The following is a 17,376-nucleotide window of genomic DNA, read 5'->3' as shown; positions in this document are numbered from 1 at the left end:
ACTCTGACAAATTGTCTTATAGACAACTTGTCAGAGTTCAATTACGTAAATTAATCGTTATACATATCACGCACAGGAGTCATGATAATTCGGTTTAAATCATTGACAACTAAGCTAAACGCTTGTTCTTTTTGCATTAATTCGTTGATAACTGCTGTTTCTTGCACTTTCGTTGCAATGCTTTGTGCTTTTTCAGCATCTTCATCCGTGAATTCTTCGCCGCGCATTTGTTTTTCTTGAAGTCCTTGTTGGAATCCTTGGAATTCTTTAAACAATGTGTAAGCTGCTTCGTCTGCTTTTACTTCTTCATACGCTGCTTGTAATGCTTTAAATTCGTCTAACTCACGTAGTTCACGTTCAATCTGATTGGCTGTATCATAAATGTTACTCAATGGAATCCCTCTTTTCTCAATAGTTTCATCTTTATTGTACCATTTCTCTTAGGTTTTCCCAACTAATTTCCTAATAAGCCTCCGAAAATTCCTTCAATCTTGTCTTTGACTTTTTTCGCGCCGTCTTTAATTTGTCCCCCAACTTCATTCAATGTATCTCCGAAATTGCTAGCGCCATCTTGAACAGAGTTTCCAAAGTCTTTTAAGTTATCCCGCCAATTAGAATTGGCACCACCGGTTAAACTATCGTTGCTATCAACAACTTTCCCACCTGTGGCATACGCATCCGCGACAGGAAATTGTGCTTGTTTAACTTCAGGCAAGATGCCACTAGCTTGACTGTTGAACACCTGAGAGGCATATGTGGCGCTACTACCTTCCAGATAATGGGTTTTACTGGTTTCTTGGAAGCCTAGCCAAGTAGCAATGACAACTTCTGGTGTATAACCAATCACCCACTGATCGTTCGTTTTACTACTATCGAAGTTGGTTTCTGTCGTACCTGTTTTACCAGCCATTACGTAGCCTGCTGGTTGTGCGTTGACCCCGCTCCCAGAACTAAAGACCCCTAGTAGCATACTTGTAATCCCATCTGCAACATCTTTGGTAATGACTTGCTCTTTCTTGACTTTCGTATTATCAACTACAATTGCGCCAGTTGAGTCGACGATTTTTGTAATTAAATGCGTTTCAGTTTTATAGCCTTCATTGGCAAAGGCACTATAAGCTCCCGCCATGGTTAGTGGCGAAACACCCGTTTGTAATCCTCCAAGGGCTAAACCATAGTACCGATCTTTTTCTGATAATGGAATGCCAAATTTCTCTGTTTTTTCATAGCCTTTATCTAAACCAATTTGATGTAATAACCACACCGCTGGTAAATTTAAGCTTTCTCCTAAGGCTTGGTACATAGGAACTTCTCCACTGTACGTGCGGCTATAGTTTTGTGCTGGATAATAATCTTGTGGTTTATCTTCTAAAATAGAGTCTGGTTTATAGCCAGCCTCTAAAGCTGGTGTATAGACTGAAATTGGTTTTAAGGACGAGCCTGGTGAACGTTTTGTTTGCGTTGCAAAGTTAAAGCCTCGATAAACGTGTTCCCCTCGACCGCCCACCAGTGCTTGCACGCCGCCGGTTTTCGGATCAATGGCTACAGAACCACTCTGAACCATGGCACCATCTTCTGCATTGGGTGGAAATAGTGCATCATTTTTATAAGTTGCATCCATCGCATCTTGATATTTTTGATTTAAAGAAGTATAAATCTTGTAGCCCTTATTTAAAATATCTTCTTCTTTAAATTTATAACGATTGACCGCTTCATCAATTACCGCATCAAAATAATATGGATATTTGTAACTATTTTCGTCGCCAACATAGGTGTCATTTAATAGACTCGCTAAGTTAACACTCGCTTCTTGATTGGCTTCTTCTTGAGACAGTTTTTTATTGTCGACCATAAGTTGTAAAACGGTATTCCGTCGCGCTGTGGCATTGTCAATGTAATCAATTGGGTTATAGATTCCTGGCCCTTTTAACATGCCCGCTAGCGTTGCGGCTTCCCCCACTGTAACTTGGGACGCATCCACGCCAAAGTATTTACGAGCTGCATCTTGCACGCCCCAGACACCATTACCAAAATAAGAATTATTTAAATACATTGCCAAGATATCTTTTTTCGAATATTTCTTTTCGATTTCAATCGCTAAGAATAATTCTCTGGCTTTCCTATCTAACGTTTGCTCTTGCGTTAAGTAAGCATTTTTGGCTAATTGCTGCGTAATTGTACTTCCGCCACCACCGCCACCGATTTTCCCGAAGGTCAATTTTCCAACAACCGCACGGGCAATCCCTTTGATGGAATACCCTTTATGTTGATAAAACCCTCGATCTTCAGTTGAAATAACCGCATCTTGAATATAAGGAGAAATATTATCCAGTTCCACAAAAGTCCCTTTTTGCCCGAATAATTTTCCGACTTCCTCTCCTGACTCATCATAAACGCGTGTTGATTCACTTAGCCCCGATTTTAGGGTCTCAACGTTTGCGGACTTGGCTAAGTAAAATAAATAAATACTGGCACCTAAAGCGACTACCAAACCAATTAACAAGAAAATTTTATTGATTTGATACTTTTTCCAAATCCGCTTTCTGGCTTGATGGAATTGTATTAAATAAGGCTTTATCCACGTCCAAAAATGACGTAATCCGACACCGACTTTACTAAAAAATTGTTTAAGATTGTCCATAGTACTCCCTCTGTTTACGTTTCTTGGCTAAGTCTACCATATTCTTGCAGGTACGACCTAGGTCTAAAGCATGAAAAATTCTTGAAAAACAATTTCAATGGTCTTTTCGCTGTAGCAAAGGAAATATGGCCTTCACTAGAGGTAAATAATTGCTTACGATTAGAAACGAGTCTTTATTTAGCCTCTATTCTATCATGCTTTTCTTCGTTTTTTATGTAAATTTGTTTAAGAATCTCTCAAGGAACTGCCTTTATAACAAATTTCAGCTTTTTTTCCGTTCTGACTTGACCTTTTGAGTAGCTTTGTTACACTAAATAGCGAATCAGTGAAAGGTGGGATTTGGTGGAATATTCAATGAGATTACCTGAAAATTTTTCAACAATGACTGTAAAAGAACTATTAGAAAATGAGTGGCTAGTCCCTCGAAAAGTGCGCCATTTTTTACGCACGCGAAAAAATGTCAAAATCAACGGAGAAACAGCTGCTTTTCATTTTCCAGTCCAAGCTGGCGATTATGTCACCTTAACGTTTGAAGAAACCGATTATGTGCGTCCCACTATTCATTTGGGGGAAGCAACGCATGTGAAGGTTTTATATGAAGACGAACATTTAATGATTGTAAATAAACCTTATGGCATTAAAACCCATCCAAATCAGCCACAGGAAACAGACACCTTGTTAAATCATGTTGCTGCCTATTTAGCCGAGAAAAATCAGGTCCCTTATGTCGTTCATCGATTAGATAAAGAAACCAGTGGTGCTATTGTCTTTGCTAAAAATCCTTTTGTCTTACCTATTTTAGGTCGTTTATTAGAAACAAAACAAATTTACCGCCAATATCAAGCGATTGTAGCTGGTCACTTTAACCAAAAAGAGCAGACAATCAATCAGCCGATCGGTCGTGATCGACATGATCGCCGGAAACGACGGATTGATCCTCAAAAAGGGGATTCAGCGATTACACATGTCCAAGTGGTCAAAGCTCTTTCTAATAATCAAACCGCAGTTACCTGTGTTTTAGAAACAGGTCGGACGCACCAAATTCGGGTCCATTTAGCTAGCGAAGGGCATCCAATTATTGGTGATCCGTTATACAACCCAAAATCGCAGGCAGCTCGTTTAATGCTCCATGCTTCACAACTTCATTTACTCCATCCGTTTACAAAAAAACAAATCGTTGTGACTGCAGCGCCTGGCCTATGGTAAAAAAACAGAAGAAATCGAACGGTAACCGCCGATTTCTTCTGCTTTTTTATTTTACCGCACATTCACTGCTGAGAACGGCATATCTGCGTTTGCTCAGTGTCTTGGTGTTAAACAGTTCCTGAGCTAACTCTCAGCCTTAATCATTTGTAGCCACTCTTTTTGTAAAATTCCGTAATTGTAGATATCCAGCCATTGGCCATCTTGAAATAACGCTTCTCTATCAATTCCTTCTTTTTTGAAGCCTACTTTTTCATAAACATGAATCGCTTTTTGATTGTTACTATTGACAGCTAATCTGATTTTGTGCAAGCCCAATTCATAAAAAGCAAATTTACAAATCAAAGACACCGCCTCAAAGCCATATCCTTGACCACGTTGCTCTTTTTGTAAAATAGCAATCCCTAAATTGGCCCCTCTATTTTTCAACTGTACATCAGACAACGAAACCCAACCAATAAATTCCTCTGTCGTATTTTCTAAAATAGCAAATAGAAATCGATCATCTTCTCCTTTATTAATTGTGAAATCTTTCCATTCTTCAAGCCCCCACGGATGTAAAGCATCCCAGCTCAAATGCCGAAGCAATTCATTATCCCATTGCTGCTTTGCAATATGTTCGATATATTCTTCTCTAAAATGAGAAAAGCCAACGTGTTTTCCTTTTAAAACATTTTCCATAAGAACACCTTTAATTTCCTAGATTATTTTTCTATTTGTTGACTATCTATTTCCTCGTATTTTTGTAAAAAAGTGGCAATTTTTTCGATGACACACGCATTTTTATCGCTTTGGTCATTCTCTACCTGAAGAACAAGCAACGGTTCATGCAGACTTAAGCGTAGCAAAAACCAACCACTGCCATATTGACCAGACACGTTTCCCCGAACACCTTCTTGGTTTTCACGGTCCACAGCAAAGTCTGCTTGATTTTCTACAAACAATTCAAAGTCTCGCAAGACTTGTTGCCCATAACAAGTAACATCCTCCGCAGTAATTTTGAAGCGAAATTCGTTGGTTTCTGCCGGTTGCTTCAATGTAGCAATCAGATCTCCTAACGTTTGATTGTTTTGTTTCAATTCTGGTAACAACATTAAAATTTTCGCCACGACATATGCACCATCATCCAGATTGTAGTTTTCTTGAAATGCTGCATGACCACTGGTTTCAATGGCTAACGGTGTCTGAAAGCCCCCATGATTCAATTCAATCATTTTATTAATGACATTTCGGTAACCAGAAATATAACGAATCTGTTGGCCGCCTTTTTCTTCAATAAATGTTTTTAAATGACTTGATGTTGGCGAATTTGTCACAATATAACTACCAGGCGCTTCTTTTAAAACGATTGCCGCTAAAACAGCAATTAAATTATTTCGGTTTAGTACCTCACCTGATTGGTCCACCACGGCCGAACGATCTACATCTGTATCAAAAATAATGCCCAAATCTGCCTGATTAGCTAAAACAGCTGTTTGAATACTTTTCATTGCTTCAGAATTATCTGGATTAGGTACATGATTAGGAAAATGCCCATCTGGTTCTAAAAACTGTGATCCCGTCGTATCAGCGCCCAAAACTTGAAGAACCTGCTCCGCAAAGAAGCCCCCAGCCCCATTACCCGCATCAACGATAATTCGAAAGCCCTGTAAAGGTTTCTCTTCTGGCGAATGAATTCCTTGGCGGATTTTTTCCACCAAATGCTCCGCATAAATTGGCAGTAACTCTTGCTTCATCAGTGTGCCATTTTCATTGGCCGTCAGCGGATCAGTATGAGATAAAATATACCGAATATCTTCTTTTTCTGCTCCACCTTCTGCTGTGAAGAACTTCAAGCCATTAAAATAGTAAGGCAAATGGCTAGCTGTAATCATAATCGCTGCATCACATTGAAGCGTTGGAAATTGAGTAGCCATAAACATAGCAGGCGTCGTAGCTAAACCAACGTCAATCACCTGAATACCTAATGAAAGAAACGTATCTACTAATGCTTGCTTAATCGGCTCCGCCGTTAGACGACTATCATGTCCGATTGCAATTGTCAGGCGCTGTTGTGCCTTTCCTGGCAGCTGTTTTTTATCCTGTAACCAACGAACCACGCCCACCGCAATCTCGGCTACTGCTGTTGCGGTTAATGTTGCAGTTTGCTCTTCCGTATCCAAAGCAATTCCCCGAATATCCGAACCATTTTGTAGCGCTTTCAATTCTACCAAGAAAAAAACTCCCTTCTATTGATGCTTTCAATTTTAAAAAATCATATTTTCGATGCGTTCGATAAAGTGTTCCGCATCCTCTTCTGAACGTGTAATCACAATAATCGTATCCGCACCAGCCACTGTACCCGCCACTTCCGGATAAGCTACTTCATCTAAAAAGTTACTCACCACATCGGCATTTCCCATCTCTGTATGCAAGATAACAATAAATTGTACTCGCTCCATTCGAACAACTGAATCTTTTACTGATTCTCGTAATTTCTCTTCACTGCTTGTGCCTTGTGCTTGAGAAAAAATTGCATATTTGACACGACCATCTGCACCATGTGTTTTAACAATACTCATTTCACGGATATCTCTTGAAACAGTCGCTTGAGTGGCTCGGACGCCAAGTTCTTCCAAACGAGTGATTAATTCATCTTGTGTTTCAATTTCTTGTTGCATAATTAATTGTTTAATCAAACGTTGACGTTCTGCTTTTTTCATATAGACCACTCCTCTCCATTCATTTCTTTTATTATATCCAAAAATGAGTAAAAATACAGGTACTTTTCACATTAAACTCTTTATTTATCTGAAAAAGACTGGATAAATGTTTATATACCAGTCTTTTTCAGTAAAAAATACTTATTTAAGAAGATTCTTTTCTTTTAAATAGTCTTTCGCCACTATGCTAGGATCTTGCCCTTCCACATTGACTTGATAATTCATTTCACTCATTTCTTCTTCGCTAATTTTTCCTGCCAATTTATTCAATATTTCTGCTAATTCTGGATATTTTTCCAACGTTGCTGTTTTAATAAGTGGTGCTCCTTGATAAGGCGGAAATAGCGCTTGATCATCTTCTAACGTTACTAAATCGTATTGTCTCAATTCACTATCCGTTGAATAAGCATCAATCACATTTACCTCACCATTATTAATCGCTTGATAGCGTAACGCCGGTTCCATCGATTGGACATTCAGATTTAAATGATATTTTTCTTGTAATCCCTTATAACCATCTTGCCGATCAATAAATTCTAACGTAAAACCTGCTTTCAACTGATTGCTAATTTTCTGTAAATCACTAATCGTTTTTAATTGATGCGCTTTTGCAAATGAGCGTTTAACTGCGACGGCATACGTATTTTCATAGCGCATCGGTTTCAGCAAAGTAAGGTTTTCTTGTTTTTTCAAGCCAGCGCGTGCCGCTTCATAGACTACTTGAGGTTGGTTGTCTAGCTGAGGAGGATTTTTTAAAAAGGTTTCGATCACTGTTCCTGTAAATTCCGGATAAAGATCGATTTCATCTGATTTCAAGGCATTATATAAAAAAGTAGTCTTGCCAAAGTTTGGCTTTAACGTCACCTGAATGTCGCTATTTTCTTCAATTAAGGCTTTATACATATTAATAATAATATCTGGTTCCGCTCCTAATTTGCCAGCAATTGTCAGCTGTTTTTCCTTTGAAGAAGTTTGTTGATTCCAGAAAAATGAACCACCTAACAAAAGGCCTAAAAGAGTACCGCCAATGATTAGTCGCCGCCCATTCGCTTTTTCCAACCAATGAATTCCATAATTAAATAAGACTGCTAGTGCAGCTGATGAAAGAGCTCCAATAAAAATCAACGATAAATTATTTCGATCAATTCCTAATAAAATGAAGGTCCCTAAACCACCTGCTCCAATTAACGCCGCCAACGTGGCCGTACCAATAATTAAAACGGTAGCCGTTCGAATCCCAGAAATAATAAATGGTAACGCCATTTGTAACTCAAACTTAAACAGTTTTTCTTTTTTACTCATCCCAAATGCTTCTGCAGCTTCTTCTAACGAAGGATCAATTTCCGTCAAACCAGTATAGGTGTTTTGTAAAATTGGGAATAAGGCATAAATCACTAGCGCAACAATTGCCGGTGGTCGACCAATACCAATTAACGGAATCAGTAAGCCTAGCAAGGCTAAAGAAGGGATGGTTTGGAAAATCCCAGTCACTTGTAACAGACTTTCCGCTAACTTACGATGACTCGTTAAATAAATGGCTAAAGGAATTGCAATCAACGCAGCGAATAATAACGAGATAAAGGACAATTGCATATGCTCGATTAACGCTTGCAGATATTCTTCTTTTCGAGCGAAAAAAGTTTCAATCAGTGCTTGCATCTACTGTCCCTCGCTTTCCAACAGCTGTTCCATAAAACGAGTAATCGTTTTTGAGGTGATACACCCTAAAACTTGTTGTTTTTCTACTAAATTTGCTTTCTCTTGCGCATTAATGAGTTGGACAATCTCTTTTAAATTGGTTTCCATGAAAACAGTCGGCACTGGCTCAATCGTCTCATCTGCGGCTTCTAAAAATGCAGTCAAGTCAGCGCCACAATAGTTCGCTAGTTCTGGCGAAGATTGTTTGAAAAATTGACCGACAAAATTATTTTTCGGATGTTTTTGAATGGCTTCTGGCGTATCGACTTGAATAATTTTACCAGCGTCCATAATACAGATGCGCTCTCCTAACAGTAAAGCTTCAGTCATATCATGGGTCACAAAAACAATGGTACTCGCTAATTCCTGATGAAGTTCTTTCACCAAACGTTGAAGATGATGTCTTGAAATCGGATCTAGCGCGCTAAAAGGTTCATCCATTAAAATCACTTCTGGTTCGGCTGCAATGGCGCGTAAAATCCCGATACGTTGTTGTTCGCCTCCTGAAAGCGCTGCTGGCTTACGATGCAGATATTCCTCAGGATCCAGCTGAACTTTTTTCAATAGTTCAATGGTTCGCTCTCTGCGTTGCTCTTTGGGCCATTTTTTCATTTCAGGAATCAACTCAATATTTTCCGCCACGGTTAAGTTAGGAAATAAGGCAATTTGCTGAAGAACATAGCCAATTTTTAGTCGTAATTCACGTAAAGGATAATTGGTTACCGCTTGCTCATTGAGAGCCACTTCACCTGTCGTTGGCTCAATGAGCCGATTAATCATTTTCAAAGTCGTCGTTTTTCCACTACCACTCGGCCCTACTAATACAAAAAATTCGCCTTGTTGGATTGTTAAATTCACATCGGACAAAACAGCATTTTCTTGATATACTTTTGAAACATTTTGAAATTTTATCATTTATTTTCACCGCATCTTTCACTTCTTAATAAACAAAATCTTTGGAGGATCGTCACTCTTTCAGTATAATTTAAGACTAACATCCTGCCTAATTTTTTGTTTTAAGCGCAAGTATGTGGGGGCTCATTTAACGGCTGCCGGTTCGTATCTACAATTATCTACTCAATGAATGGAAAAATTGTCCTCTTCTGCCTTAAACAAAAGTGAACTGTTTTCTACTAAAAGGAGTGATCGTTATGGAAAACGACAAGCGAATTTATAAATGGGACAACGTGAAACTTTTTTTAATTTTCTTAGTGATTTTTGGGCATATTTTAGATCGTGAAGCTTCTCCTTCACGACTCATGGAAACGATCAACTTTTGGATCTATTCATTCCATATGCCGGCCTTTATTTTTGTCTCTGGACTCTTTAGTAAACATGCCATTAAACAACGAAAATATCTCCGCTTACTTTCCTTTGTTTGGCTTTATCTCTTAGCGAAGTTGTTGATTACACTTGCTAATTTCGCCTTTGCAAATAAAATGAATTTTGATTTACTGAATGAAACGGGCGTTCCTTGGTACTTACTTTCCTTAGCAAGTTTCTACTTAATTACCATCTTTCTTCAGCGCGTCCAGCCGAAAATCATGTTGCCAATCATCATTGTTATCGGCTGCGCCTCAGGCTATTTGCCTGTGGAAGGTTTCTTGTCTTTAGGACGGACTCTGGGCTTCTTCCCTTTCTTTTATTGTGGCTACTTAATGGATATTCAAAAGCTGCAAACCTTTTTAGATCATCGCAAAGTCAAATGGGCAGCGATAGGCGTAATTTTAAGCTCCTTTTTATTTGTAAATAGTCAATGGTCATTGGCAACGAAATTTTGGGGCTTCTTAACTGGTTGGGCTTCCTACGCTGAAATTAGTCCGGTCTTTGAATACAGTAGTTTCATTCAGCTGTTCTTTTACGTTGCTGCAGCATTGGTGTCTCTTTCTTGGTTTGCATTATTGCCGAAACGAAAGTTACCTTTAAGCGCCCTCGGAAAAGATACCCTCTACCCTTATCTCTTGCATATGCCCTTAATTATTCTGTTGGAAAGTGGTTTGCAATTAGACACACTCTTTAAAGAATGGTTTACTTTCCGAATCCTGGCACTTTTCTTCTTAGCCCTCTTCATTTTAGCTATTACGAATATGCCTGTGGTGAAACGGGGAGCGGATTATCTTTTTAATCCAATTGCGTATGTGTTGCCAAAACAATGGTTAAAAGTTAAATAAAAAAAGAAGAGCGTGGGACAAAAATCACTTTGGATTTTTGCTCCACGCTCAAAAACTGTTAAACGGCGAGAGTTGCAATGTTTCACTGTGAAGCATGAACAGATGAAATCATCGTACCTACTTGGTTTTTGGAGCTAAACACTTTTATCTCAGATTTTTTTCAACTATTGAAACAATCCTTTAATTTTATCAAACAAACCATCGGTCGTTGTATCAGCTAACATCGCTGTAATTTTATGATAGTGTTCGCCTAATTCATCTTTATGTTCTTCAATGAATTGTTGCGCATGTTCCACGTTGCCTTCTCCAATTAAATCTTTTGCTTTTTGAACTAATTCTTCTACGTTCATCTTCACACGTCCTTTGATTAAATAGTTAACAATAAGTGTTTCACTCATTGCCTTTTCTCCTATTTATCGTATCGTGGGATCCTTTGATTTGCAAGAAATTTTCAGTAAATTGACGGTTCTGATTTTGGGTTTTTAAAAGGCAAAAATTGCAAAAAAAAGCTGTTTTCGAAAATCGAAAACAGCTTTTTTACTTTACTTCGCTAAACGATAAATCGCATCTGCATAAATAGCAGCTGCTCGGAATAAGTCATCTAATTCCATAAATTCGTTGGCTTGGTGCATTGTGTCTGTGTAGCCAGGGAACATTGCGCCATAGGCAACACCACGTTTCAATAAGCGGCCATAAGTACCGCCACCAATGATTTGTTCTTGGCCTTTTTCGCCTGTATGGTCTTCGTAAACTTGTAGTAACGTTGCCACCAATGGATCATCAACTGGTACATAATGCGGTTCTTGGTTGCGATCTCCTTGTGTTGCAGTGACCGTTTCACCGACTGTTGTTTGAACTTTTGCTTGTAATTCTTCTGCTGAAGTTCCTTTTGGATAGCGGAAGTTTAATGTTACTAAGCTATTTTCAGGGTTTTCTGGATCAAAGTTAACAATCCCAGCGTTCATTGTCAATTTACCCATTTTTTCGTCTTCAAAAGCCACGCCTAATTTTTCACCATAAAAATCTTCATGGATAAATTCAGCAATGGTATTAATAAAGCTATATGCGCCTTCTGCAAAGCTGTAATCATTTAAGAAAGTTGCCAAGAAAGTCGCTGCGTTAATTCCAGATTGTGGGCTAGCACCGTGAGCACCTTTACCAACTACATGGAAAGTCACTGTTTTATCTGAAAGTTCTGCGTTACCTGAAATTTTTGCTTCTTGTTTGATGAATGTTTCAAAGCTAGCAGCTAGTGAAGCCGCTTCATCTGCTGAAGCAGCCGTTACAACAGCATCTGCTGTTCCCGGAACCATGTTTTCACGTAAGCCAGATTTGAAGCTTTCTAATTTATAATCAGCGCCGTTACCGCCTCGGAAAGTTAAACGAATAGTCACATTTCCTTTTTCCCCATTAATAATTGGGAACTCAGCATCTGGTGAGAAACCGAAGTCTGGCGCTTCTTCATGTTGGAAATAGTAATCCATATCGCCCCAGCCGCTTTCTTCGTCACTTCCTACTACGAAACGGATTTTTTTAGACACGGGTAAGCCTAATTCTTTGATAATTTTCATTGCGTAATAAGCAGCCATACTTGGGCCTTTATCATCGCTCGCGCCACGTGCATAAATTTTACCATCTTTAATGACTGGTTCATAAGGATCTGTTTCCCAACCATCACCAGCAGGAACAACGTCCATATGACCAAAAATCCCTAACGTTTCGTCGCCTTCACCATATTCAATGTGTCCAGCGTAATTGTCGACATTTTTCACCGTAAAGCCATCACGTTCACCATACGCTAACATGTGTTTTAAGCCAGCAACTGGCCCAGGTCCAAAGGGCGCTTCAGGTGTTGCTTGTGCATCATCACGTTCACTGTTGATCCGTAATAAGTTTTGTAAATCTTCTAATAAGTCGTCTTTACGTGCTTCGACTTCTTTTGTCCAATCAATTGTCATTTGTTGTCACTCCTATTCATAAAGTTCTACATAGTCAATCATACCATTTTATGCAGAAAAAGAAAGAAACCCGACACTATTTTTCGAGAAAATTTTTATCTTTTCCGCAGAAAGGGCTGGGTTTTTGTTTATTTTAATTGAGGTATGATTGTTTAGGTTGTAGTTGTTGCAATTCGGCTTCTGTTAAGGGCCGATATTCCCCTAGTTCTAACGTTTCATCCAACCATAGTTCGCCCATTCGTAATCGTTTTAAATACGTCACAGGTTTGCCTACAGTGGCTAACATCCGTTTGACTTGATGGAATTTTCCCTCTTGAATCACTAAACGGACTACGGAAGTCCCTTCTTCCTCATTGATCGTCTCAATGACTAAACGACTTGGTTTAACCATTTCTCCATCTTTCAAGGCAAATCCTTGCGCAAACAGTTGACAATCTTCCGCTGTCACAAGTCCCTCAACTTCAGCTAAATATTCTTTATCCACATGCTTTTTGGGTGATAATAATTGATGCGCTAACTGGCCATCATTTGTTAATAGAAGCAAGCCTTCGGTATCTTTATCCAAGCGACCAACCGGGAACAAGTCGGCACGGTAATCCTGATCAGTTAACAAGTCAATTACCGTTTCATCTCGCTGATCTTCCGTCGCAGAAATGACACCTTGTGGTTTATGCAACATGTAATAAAAGAATTTCTGATACGTAAGAATTTCTCCCATCAAGGCAATTTGATCTGTTTCTTCATTTACTTGTGTTTTGGCTTCTTTTACGACGTCACCATTCACCGTAACGACTTTTTTCTTTAACAATTGTTTGATTTCTTTACGACTACCGATACCAACATCGGCTAAAAATTTATCTAAACGCATCGTCATTCCTCTTTCCTTTAAAAAAATAGCTTGGGACATAAATCGAATCGATCGATGTCTCAAGCCTTGTCTCTTAAGAGAATCTGCTGAAAGGAGTTCAATCAGCTATTATTTAATATTGAATTTTGCACGTAATTTTGCGGCATTTTTCCCTAATAAACGATCAGCTAAGCGAATCTTCAAGACCGAATAGCCATAAAAAGCGCCTCCTGCAGCAGCCACAATTACAACGATAATGAAGGCTTGGAAACGTCTAGTTGGATCTAAAAATAGATACAAGAACTGACGGAAAATCAAAGCGATAATCATCATGATGACTGTAATACAGAACATTAACAATGTTCGCCGTAAGGTTAATTTGTAATTAAAACGTGTCACTTGACGAATTCTTCTTAGAATCAATACGCAAGAAACCGTAAAGCCAATCATCGTTGCTAATAACGGACCGTAAACTTCAAATAAACGGATTGCGGGGAATTGCACGATTAATTTCACTGCTAAACCAATTCCTAAATAACGCATTGCGTCACGATTTTCATACATCCCCATCAACATATTTGACACCAACATATACAAGCCCAAGAATAAACTAGCGTAACAAGCTTGCACTAATAAAGAAGTACCTAAAGCATCTGGCATGTAAAAAACAGTGTATAGTGGTTGCGCTAAAACAATCATACCGAACGTTGCTGGCAACATTACAAACACAAAAAGTTGTAAATTATTACTAATCAAACGCGCTAACTCACGGTGATTTTTTAAGGTGACCGCTTCTGTAATCAACGGTAATCCAGTAGCCGAAATCGAAGTCGCTAAAGCCACGACAATCATGGTTAATTTGTCCGGATTGGCATTAAAAATACCGAAAAGCTCTCGTAATTGGGTATCTGAATAATCCGTAAACAAACGCATAAAGTTTGAGAAAGTAAACTGATCGACAAGTTTAAAGACAGTCACTCCTGAGCCAACTACGATAAAAGGAATCGCCTCTTTAAAAGTTTCAATCAATAACTCTTTTGGAGCAATTTCATGTTCATTGGCGCTGTGTTCTTCTAAATAATCAAATAATGGTTTTTGTTTGTACATGTAATAACCTAAAACCGCAAAACTTGCGAGCATCCCAATAAATGCCGCAAAAGTGGCTTGGGTCACCGCTGTAACGTAATTACCTTCAAAGACTTTCATGATAATAAAAGCAGTTAATAACATGTAAAAAACTCGTGCTACTTGTTCAACAATTTGTGATAAAGCAAAGGGCATCATTTCTTGATTTCCTTGGAAATAACCGCGAATGACACTCATGCTTGGGAAAACTAAAACGGCTAAACTTAATGAACGCATTGTTGGAACTAATTCAGGTCCTCCGCCAGACAAAGCTGCTAATGCCGGAGATGCCAAATACATCACAATAGCAAAAACCACACCTAAGCCACCCATTAGTTGTAAGGCACGATAAAAGAGCTGTCGACTAATTTTATATTCGTTCAATGAATTATAATGCGAGGTCTGCTTGGCAATCGCACCTGGAATTCCGGCGGTAGAGATCATTAGGAATAAGGCATAAATCGTATACCCCATTGAAAACAAACTGTTCGCTTCGTTTCCGTGCTCGCCCATCCAAGCGTACCAGGGGATGATGTAAATCGCCCCTAACATGCGGGAGATAATATTACTAGCTGTCATCCAAGCTGAGCCTTTGACCATTTTTTCTTGGTTCGTCAGGATTGGTTGATCAACTGAATTTGGTTGATTGATCATTTTGTCCTCCAATATTCTTTGAGTATGCTTTCTTTATTTTAATTGTTCATCTTGGGATATGCAACGACTTTCTCGAAGAATTATCCTATTTTAACATTTCTCATGGATTTTCTCACGCTAACGAGATGGTTTTTTTAAAAGAAAAATAATGCTATAATGACATCAGTTTTGAAATTTCGTTGAAACGTTTGGAGGCAAAAAAAGTGACGATTTCATTATTCGCAATTCGCGATTGCTTAGAAAAAGAAGATTTATTAAAAGAATTTATTTCACCAGAAGGCTGGCACTTGACCCTTTCCGACACGTTAGGTCAACGAGAAGTAACGGCTCTTTCTTACGATTCGAGAGACGTAACAGCAGAAACACTCTTTTTTTGTAAAGGATTAAACTTTAAAGAAATCTATTTAGAAAATGCTGTAAAAGACGGCCTAGAAATCTATGTTTCTGAGGTGCCTTATGAGGTTCCGGCGCAACTAGGAATTATCGTGACTGACATTAAAAAAGCAATGGCTGTGTTAAGCATGGCTTTTTATGATTATCCACAAAATAAATTAAAACTGATTGGCTTTACTGGAACCAAGGGTAAAACAACAGCGGCTTATTTCACCAAATATATTTTAGATGTTGCTACACAACAAAAAACAGCCTTGCTTTCTACCATGAATTCGACATTAGATGGCAAAACATTCTTTAAATCTGCCTTGACTACACCCGAATCTTTGGACTTGTATCGAATGATGGCAACCGCTGTTGCTAACGGGATGACTCATTTTATTATGGAAGTTTCTTCCCAAGCCTACAAAACTAATCGTGTCTACAAGCTATTTTTTGATGTCGGCATTTTTTTAAACATTACCCCCGACCATATCAGTCCAATTGAACATCCAACCTTTGACGATTACTTTTATTGCAAACGTCAATTGATTACACATTCTAAAGTCATTGTGTTGAATCACGAAGCTGATTATTTTCCATTACTTAAAGAAACTGCACAACAGCAAAAAGTCCCAGCCATTGTCTATGGCAGTCAGCCGGCTCCAGAAGTTGACTATTCATTCGCTGTTTCTTCAGAGGATTCCTTACGTTTTATCGTTGAAAGTCCTGCAGATGCGTTAGGATTGGCCGGCTCTTATCACCTTCGTTTAGGTGGTGATTTTAACAAAGGTAATGCGTTAAGTGCGGCGATTGCTAGTGTCCTTGTGGGAGCTTCAAAAGAAGAGTGCCAACAAGGGATCACAGCAACCACCGTCCCTGGCCGGATGGAATCTTTAACGAATACCAACGGTGCAACCGTCTATGTTGATTACGCTCATAACTATGACAGTTTGAAGAATCTTTTAACCTTTGTCCGTGAAGAACATCCTGATGGCCGCTTAATTGTTCTTGTCGGTAGCACGGGAGACAAAGCGATTTCTCGCCGCAAAGACTTTGGTACGGTTCTTTCTGAATTGGCTGATGTTGCAGTCCTAACAACCGATGACCCAGCCAGTGAAGATCCAGCAAAAATTTGCCAAGAAATTCAAGCCCATATTACCAAAGAAATGCCTGTTTACACCGTTTTAGATCGTGGCGAAGCAATTGCTCACGCATTATCTTTAAGCACAACGGCTGATGATGCGATTGTCTTAGCTGGTAAAGGCGCCGACCTTTATCAAAAAGTAAACGGCGTAGATGAACCTTACGCAGGAGACTTTGCACTTGCGGAAGCTTTCATTAATAAAAAGAACTAAATTATTTAAACACACATAAAAAAACAAGCTGCAACCTTTGCTGATAAGTGGTTGCAGCTTGTTTTTTAAAGCACTTCTTTTATTTTCGTTACTTCTTCTTCTGATAAGCCATGACCGCCATCAACGAGCAAAAAGTCAACTGGAAAATGTTTCTTTAATTGATTAGCTAAAGAAAGAACTTGTCCCGGAATACTCAACTCATCCTGAGCCCCTGTTGTGACAATCACTTTTGTCGCAAACTCACCAGATACATATTGATAGCCTAAATTGCTTGGATGCAGTAAAATAACAGTGTTAGCAATAGTCGGGTTCTTTTCTAATAGGCCTAAAATAAAATTGGCACCGTTAGAGTACCCTATAAAAATAACTTCATCGTATAACTTTTGCGGTTGCCAAACTTCTTCTAGAAACGCCGTCACTCGCTCATCAAAGTTAGCACGAGGTAATGCTCCATTGACTAATGGCGCAAAAAAGCGTCGCTGTTCGCCTACACCTTCTGTCCCTAAGTAACTTAGAACACTCGCTTCTGGGTAAAGGGTTGCGATGGTCGTTAATAATTGATATTCATTGCCACCAGTACCATGAAAAGCGACAACTAATTGATTAGGTTTCGACCCTTTTTGAAAAAATTGTTTCATTTAATAAAC

At 38.9% G+C, this 17,376-nt stretch carries 15 protein-coding genes; 3 read left to right on the top strand and 12 right to left on the bottom strand.

All coding sequences use genetic code 11. The features are described from left to right. Positions 1-50: 50 nt before the first annotated feature. Together IGL36_RS02220 and IGL36_RS02215 are read right to left on the bottom strand one after the other, a co-directional pair. Positions 51-392 (bottom strand): YlbF family regulator, encoded by a 342-nt coding sequence (locus tag IGL36_RS02220; protein WP_002355518.1) that lies wholly within the window; start codon positions 390-392, stop codon positions 51-53. A gap of 62 nt (positions 393-454) precedes the next feature. Further along, the gene (locus IGL36_RS02215) at positions 455-2,641 is read right to left on the bottom strand and encodes a PBP1A family penicillin-binding protein (protein WP_002398138.1); all 2,187 of its coding nucleotides are present in this window, start codon (positions 2,639-2,641) and stop codon (positions 455-457) included. Positions 2,642-2,983: 342 nt separating this feature from the next. Here IGL36_RS02215 and IGL36_RS02210 point away from each other — a divergent pair, with 342 nt between their 5' ends. Continuing rightward, positions 2,984-3,847, top strand: a complete 864-nt coding sequence (locus IGL36_RS02210; RefSeq protein ID WP_033627171.1) for an RluA family pseudouridine synthase — start codon at positions 2,984-2,986, stop codon at positions 3,845-3,847. Between the two features lie 123 nt (positions 3,848-3,970). Here the strand turns inward: IGL36_RS02210 and IGL36_RS02205 are convergent, their stop codons facing one another. From IGL36_RS02205 to IGL36_RS02185, 5 genes are all read right to left on the bottom strand, one after another. Beyond that, positions 3,971-4,525: a GNAT family N-acetyltransferase gene (locus IGL36_RS02205; protein WP_002398141.1), complete on the bottom strand. Its 555-nt coding sequence runs from the start codon at positions 4,523-4,525 to the stop codon at positions 3,971-3,973. A 23-nt stretch (positions 4,526-4,548) separates the two neighbouring features. Further along, complete coding sequence (locus IGL36_RS02200) at positions 4,549-6,057, bottom strand: phosphoglucomutase/phosphomannomutase (protein ID WP_010716798.1); 1,509 nt, start codon at positions 6,055-6,057, stop codon at positions 4,549-4,551. Between the two features lie 33 nt (positions 6,058-6,090). Further along, a complete protein-coding gene (gene argR, locus IGL36_RS02195; protein WP_002355509.1) occupies positions 6,091-6,546 on the bottom strand; it encodes an arginine repressor in 456 nt (151 codons plus the stop codon). 141 nt (positions 6,547-6,687) lie between these two features. Next, positions 6,688-8,205, bottom strand: a complete 1,518-nt coding sequence (locus IGL36_RS02190; protein WP_002398143.1) for an ABC transporter permease/substrate-binding protein — start codon at positions 8,203-8,205, stop codon at positions 6,688-6,690. Next, complete coding sequence (locus IGL36_RS02185) at positions 8,206-9,159, bottom strand: ABC transporter ATP-binding protein (RefSeq protein WP_002361238.1); 954 nt, start codon at positions 9,157-9,159, stop codon at positions 8,206-8,208. Positions 9,160-9,395: 236 nt separating this feature from the next. Between IGL36_RS02185 and IGL36_RS02180 the strand changes: the two genes are divergently transcribed. Next, complete coding sequence (locus tag IGL36_RS02180) at positions 9,396-10,415, top strand: acyltransferase family protein (protein ID WP_002405403.1); 1,020 nt, start codon at positions 9,396-9,398, stop codon at positions 10,413-10,415. 164 nt (positions 10,416-10,579) lie between these two features. Here IGL36_RS02180 and IGL36_RS02175 read toward each other — a convergent pair whose 3' ends face one another. The 4 genes from IGL36_RS02175 to IGL36_RS02160 all read right to left on the bottom strand — a co-directional run bounded on the left by IGL36_RS02175 (position 10,580) and on the right by IGL36_RS02160 (position 14,999). Continuing rightward, the gene (locus tag IGL36_RS02175) at positions 10,580-10,813 is read right to left on the bottom strand and encodes a hypothetical protein (protein ID WP_002355504.1); all 234 of its coding nucleotides are present in this window, start codon (positions 10,811-10,813) and stop codon (positions 10,580-10,582) included. 144 nt (positions 10,814-10,957) lie between these two features. Next, positions 10,958-12,373 (bottom strand): dipeptidase PepV, encoded by a 1,416-nt coding sequence (gene pepV / locus IGL36_RS02170; protein WP_002371462.1) that lies wholly within the window; start codon positions 12,371-12,373, stop codon positions 10,958-10,960. A gap of 133 nt (positions 12,374-12,506) precedes the next feature. After that, positions 12,507-13,241 (bottom strand): pseudouridine synthase, encoded by a 735-nt coding sequence (locus tag IGL36_RS02165; RefSeq protein WP_002355501.1) that lies wholly within the window; start codon positions 13,239-13,241, stop codon positions 12,507-12,509. 108 nt (positions 13,242-13,349) lie between these two features. Then, positions 13,350-14,999, bottom strand: coding sequence for a putative polysaccharide biosynthesis protein (locus IGL36_RS02160; RefSeq protein ID WP_002364837.1), 1,650 nt, complete (start codon positions 14,997-14,999; stop codon positions 13,350-13,352). A gap of 203 nt (positions 15,000-15,202) precedes the next feature. On the opposite strand from IGL36_RS02160, the gene IGL36_RS02155 reads away from it, so the two are divergent. After that, a complete protein-coding gene (locus tag IGL36_RS02155; RefSeq protein WP_010716797.1) occupies positions 15,203-16,729 on the top strand; it encodes a UDP-N-acetylmuramoyl-L-alanyl-D-glutamate--L-lysine ligase in 1,527 nt (508 codons plus the stop codon). Between the two features lie 65 nt (positions 16,730-16,794). On the opposite strand, the gene IGL36_RS02150 is transcribed toward IGL36_RS02155, so the two are convergent. Continuing rightward, on the bottom strand, positions 16,795-17,367 hold the full coding sequence (locus IGL36_RS02150; RefSeq protein WP_002358653.1) for an alpha/beta hydrolase: 573 nt from the start codon (positions 17,365-17,367) through the stop codon (positions 16,795-16,797). Positions 17,368-17,376 lie beyond the last annotated feature (9 nt).

It is taken from the genome of Enterococcus sp. AZ011, assembly GCF_050548355.1.
Classification (GTDB): Bacteria; Bacillota; Bacilli; order Lactobacillales; family Enterococcaceae; genus Enterococcus; species Enterococcus faecalis.
This window is presented reverse-complemented; position numbering and strand designations above follow the sequence as displayed.

Excerpts from the sequence above, each read along its gene's own strand:
- IGL36_RS02215 (WP_002398138.1), bottom strand. The coding sequence starts at position 2,641 with ATGGACAATCTTAAACAATTTTTTAGTAAAGTCGGTGTCGGATTACGT.
- IGL36_RS02205 (WP_002398141.1), bottom strand. The coding sequence starts at position 4,525 with ATGGAAAATGTTTTAAAAGGAAAACACGTTGGCTTTTCTCATTTTAGA.
- argR (WP_002355509.1), bottom strand. The coding sequence starts at position 6,546 with ATGAAAAAAGCAGAACGTCAACGTTTGATTAAACAATTAATTATGCAA.
- IGL36_RS02190 (WP_002398143.1), bottom strand. The coding sequence starts at position 8,205 with ATGCAAGCACTGATTGAAACTTTTTTCGCTCGAAAAGAAGAATATCTG.
- IGL36_RS02185 (WP_002361238.1), bottom strand. The coding sequence starts at position 9,159 with ATGATAAAATTTCAAAATGTTTCAAAAGTATATCAAGAAAATGCTGTT.
- IGL36_RS02180 (WP_002405403.1), top strand. The coding sequence starts at position 9,396 with ATGGAAAACGACAAGCGAATTTATAAATGGGACAACGTGAAACTTTTT.
- IGL36_RS02175 (WP_002355504.1), bottom strand. The coding sequence starts at position 10,813 with ATGAGTGAAACACTTATTGTTAACTATTTAATCAAAGGACGTGTGAAG.
- pepV (WP_002371462.1), bottom strand. The coding sequence starts at position 12,373 with ATGACAATTGATTGGACAAAAGAAGTCGAAGCACGTAAAGACGACTTA.
- IGL36_RS02165 (WP_002355501.1), bottom strand. The coding sequence starts at position 13,241 with ATGCGTTTAGATAAATTTTTAGCCGATGTTGGTATCGGTAGTCGTAAA.
- IGL36_RS02160 (WP_002364837.1), bottom strand. The coding sequence starts at position 14,999 with ATGATCAATCAACCAAATTCAGTTGATCAACCAATCCTGACGAACCAA.
- IGL36_RS02150 (WP_002358653.1), bottom strand. The coding sequence starts at position 17,367 with ATGAAACAATTTTTTCAAAAAGGGTCGAAACCTAATCAATTAGTTGTC.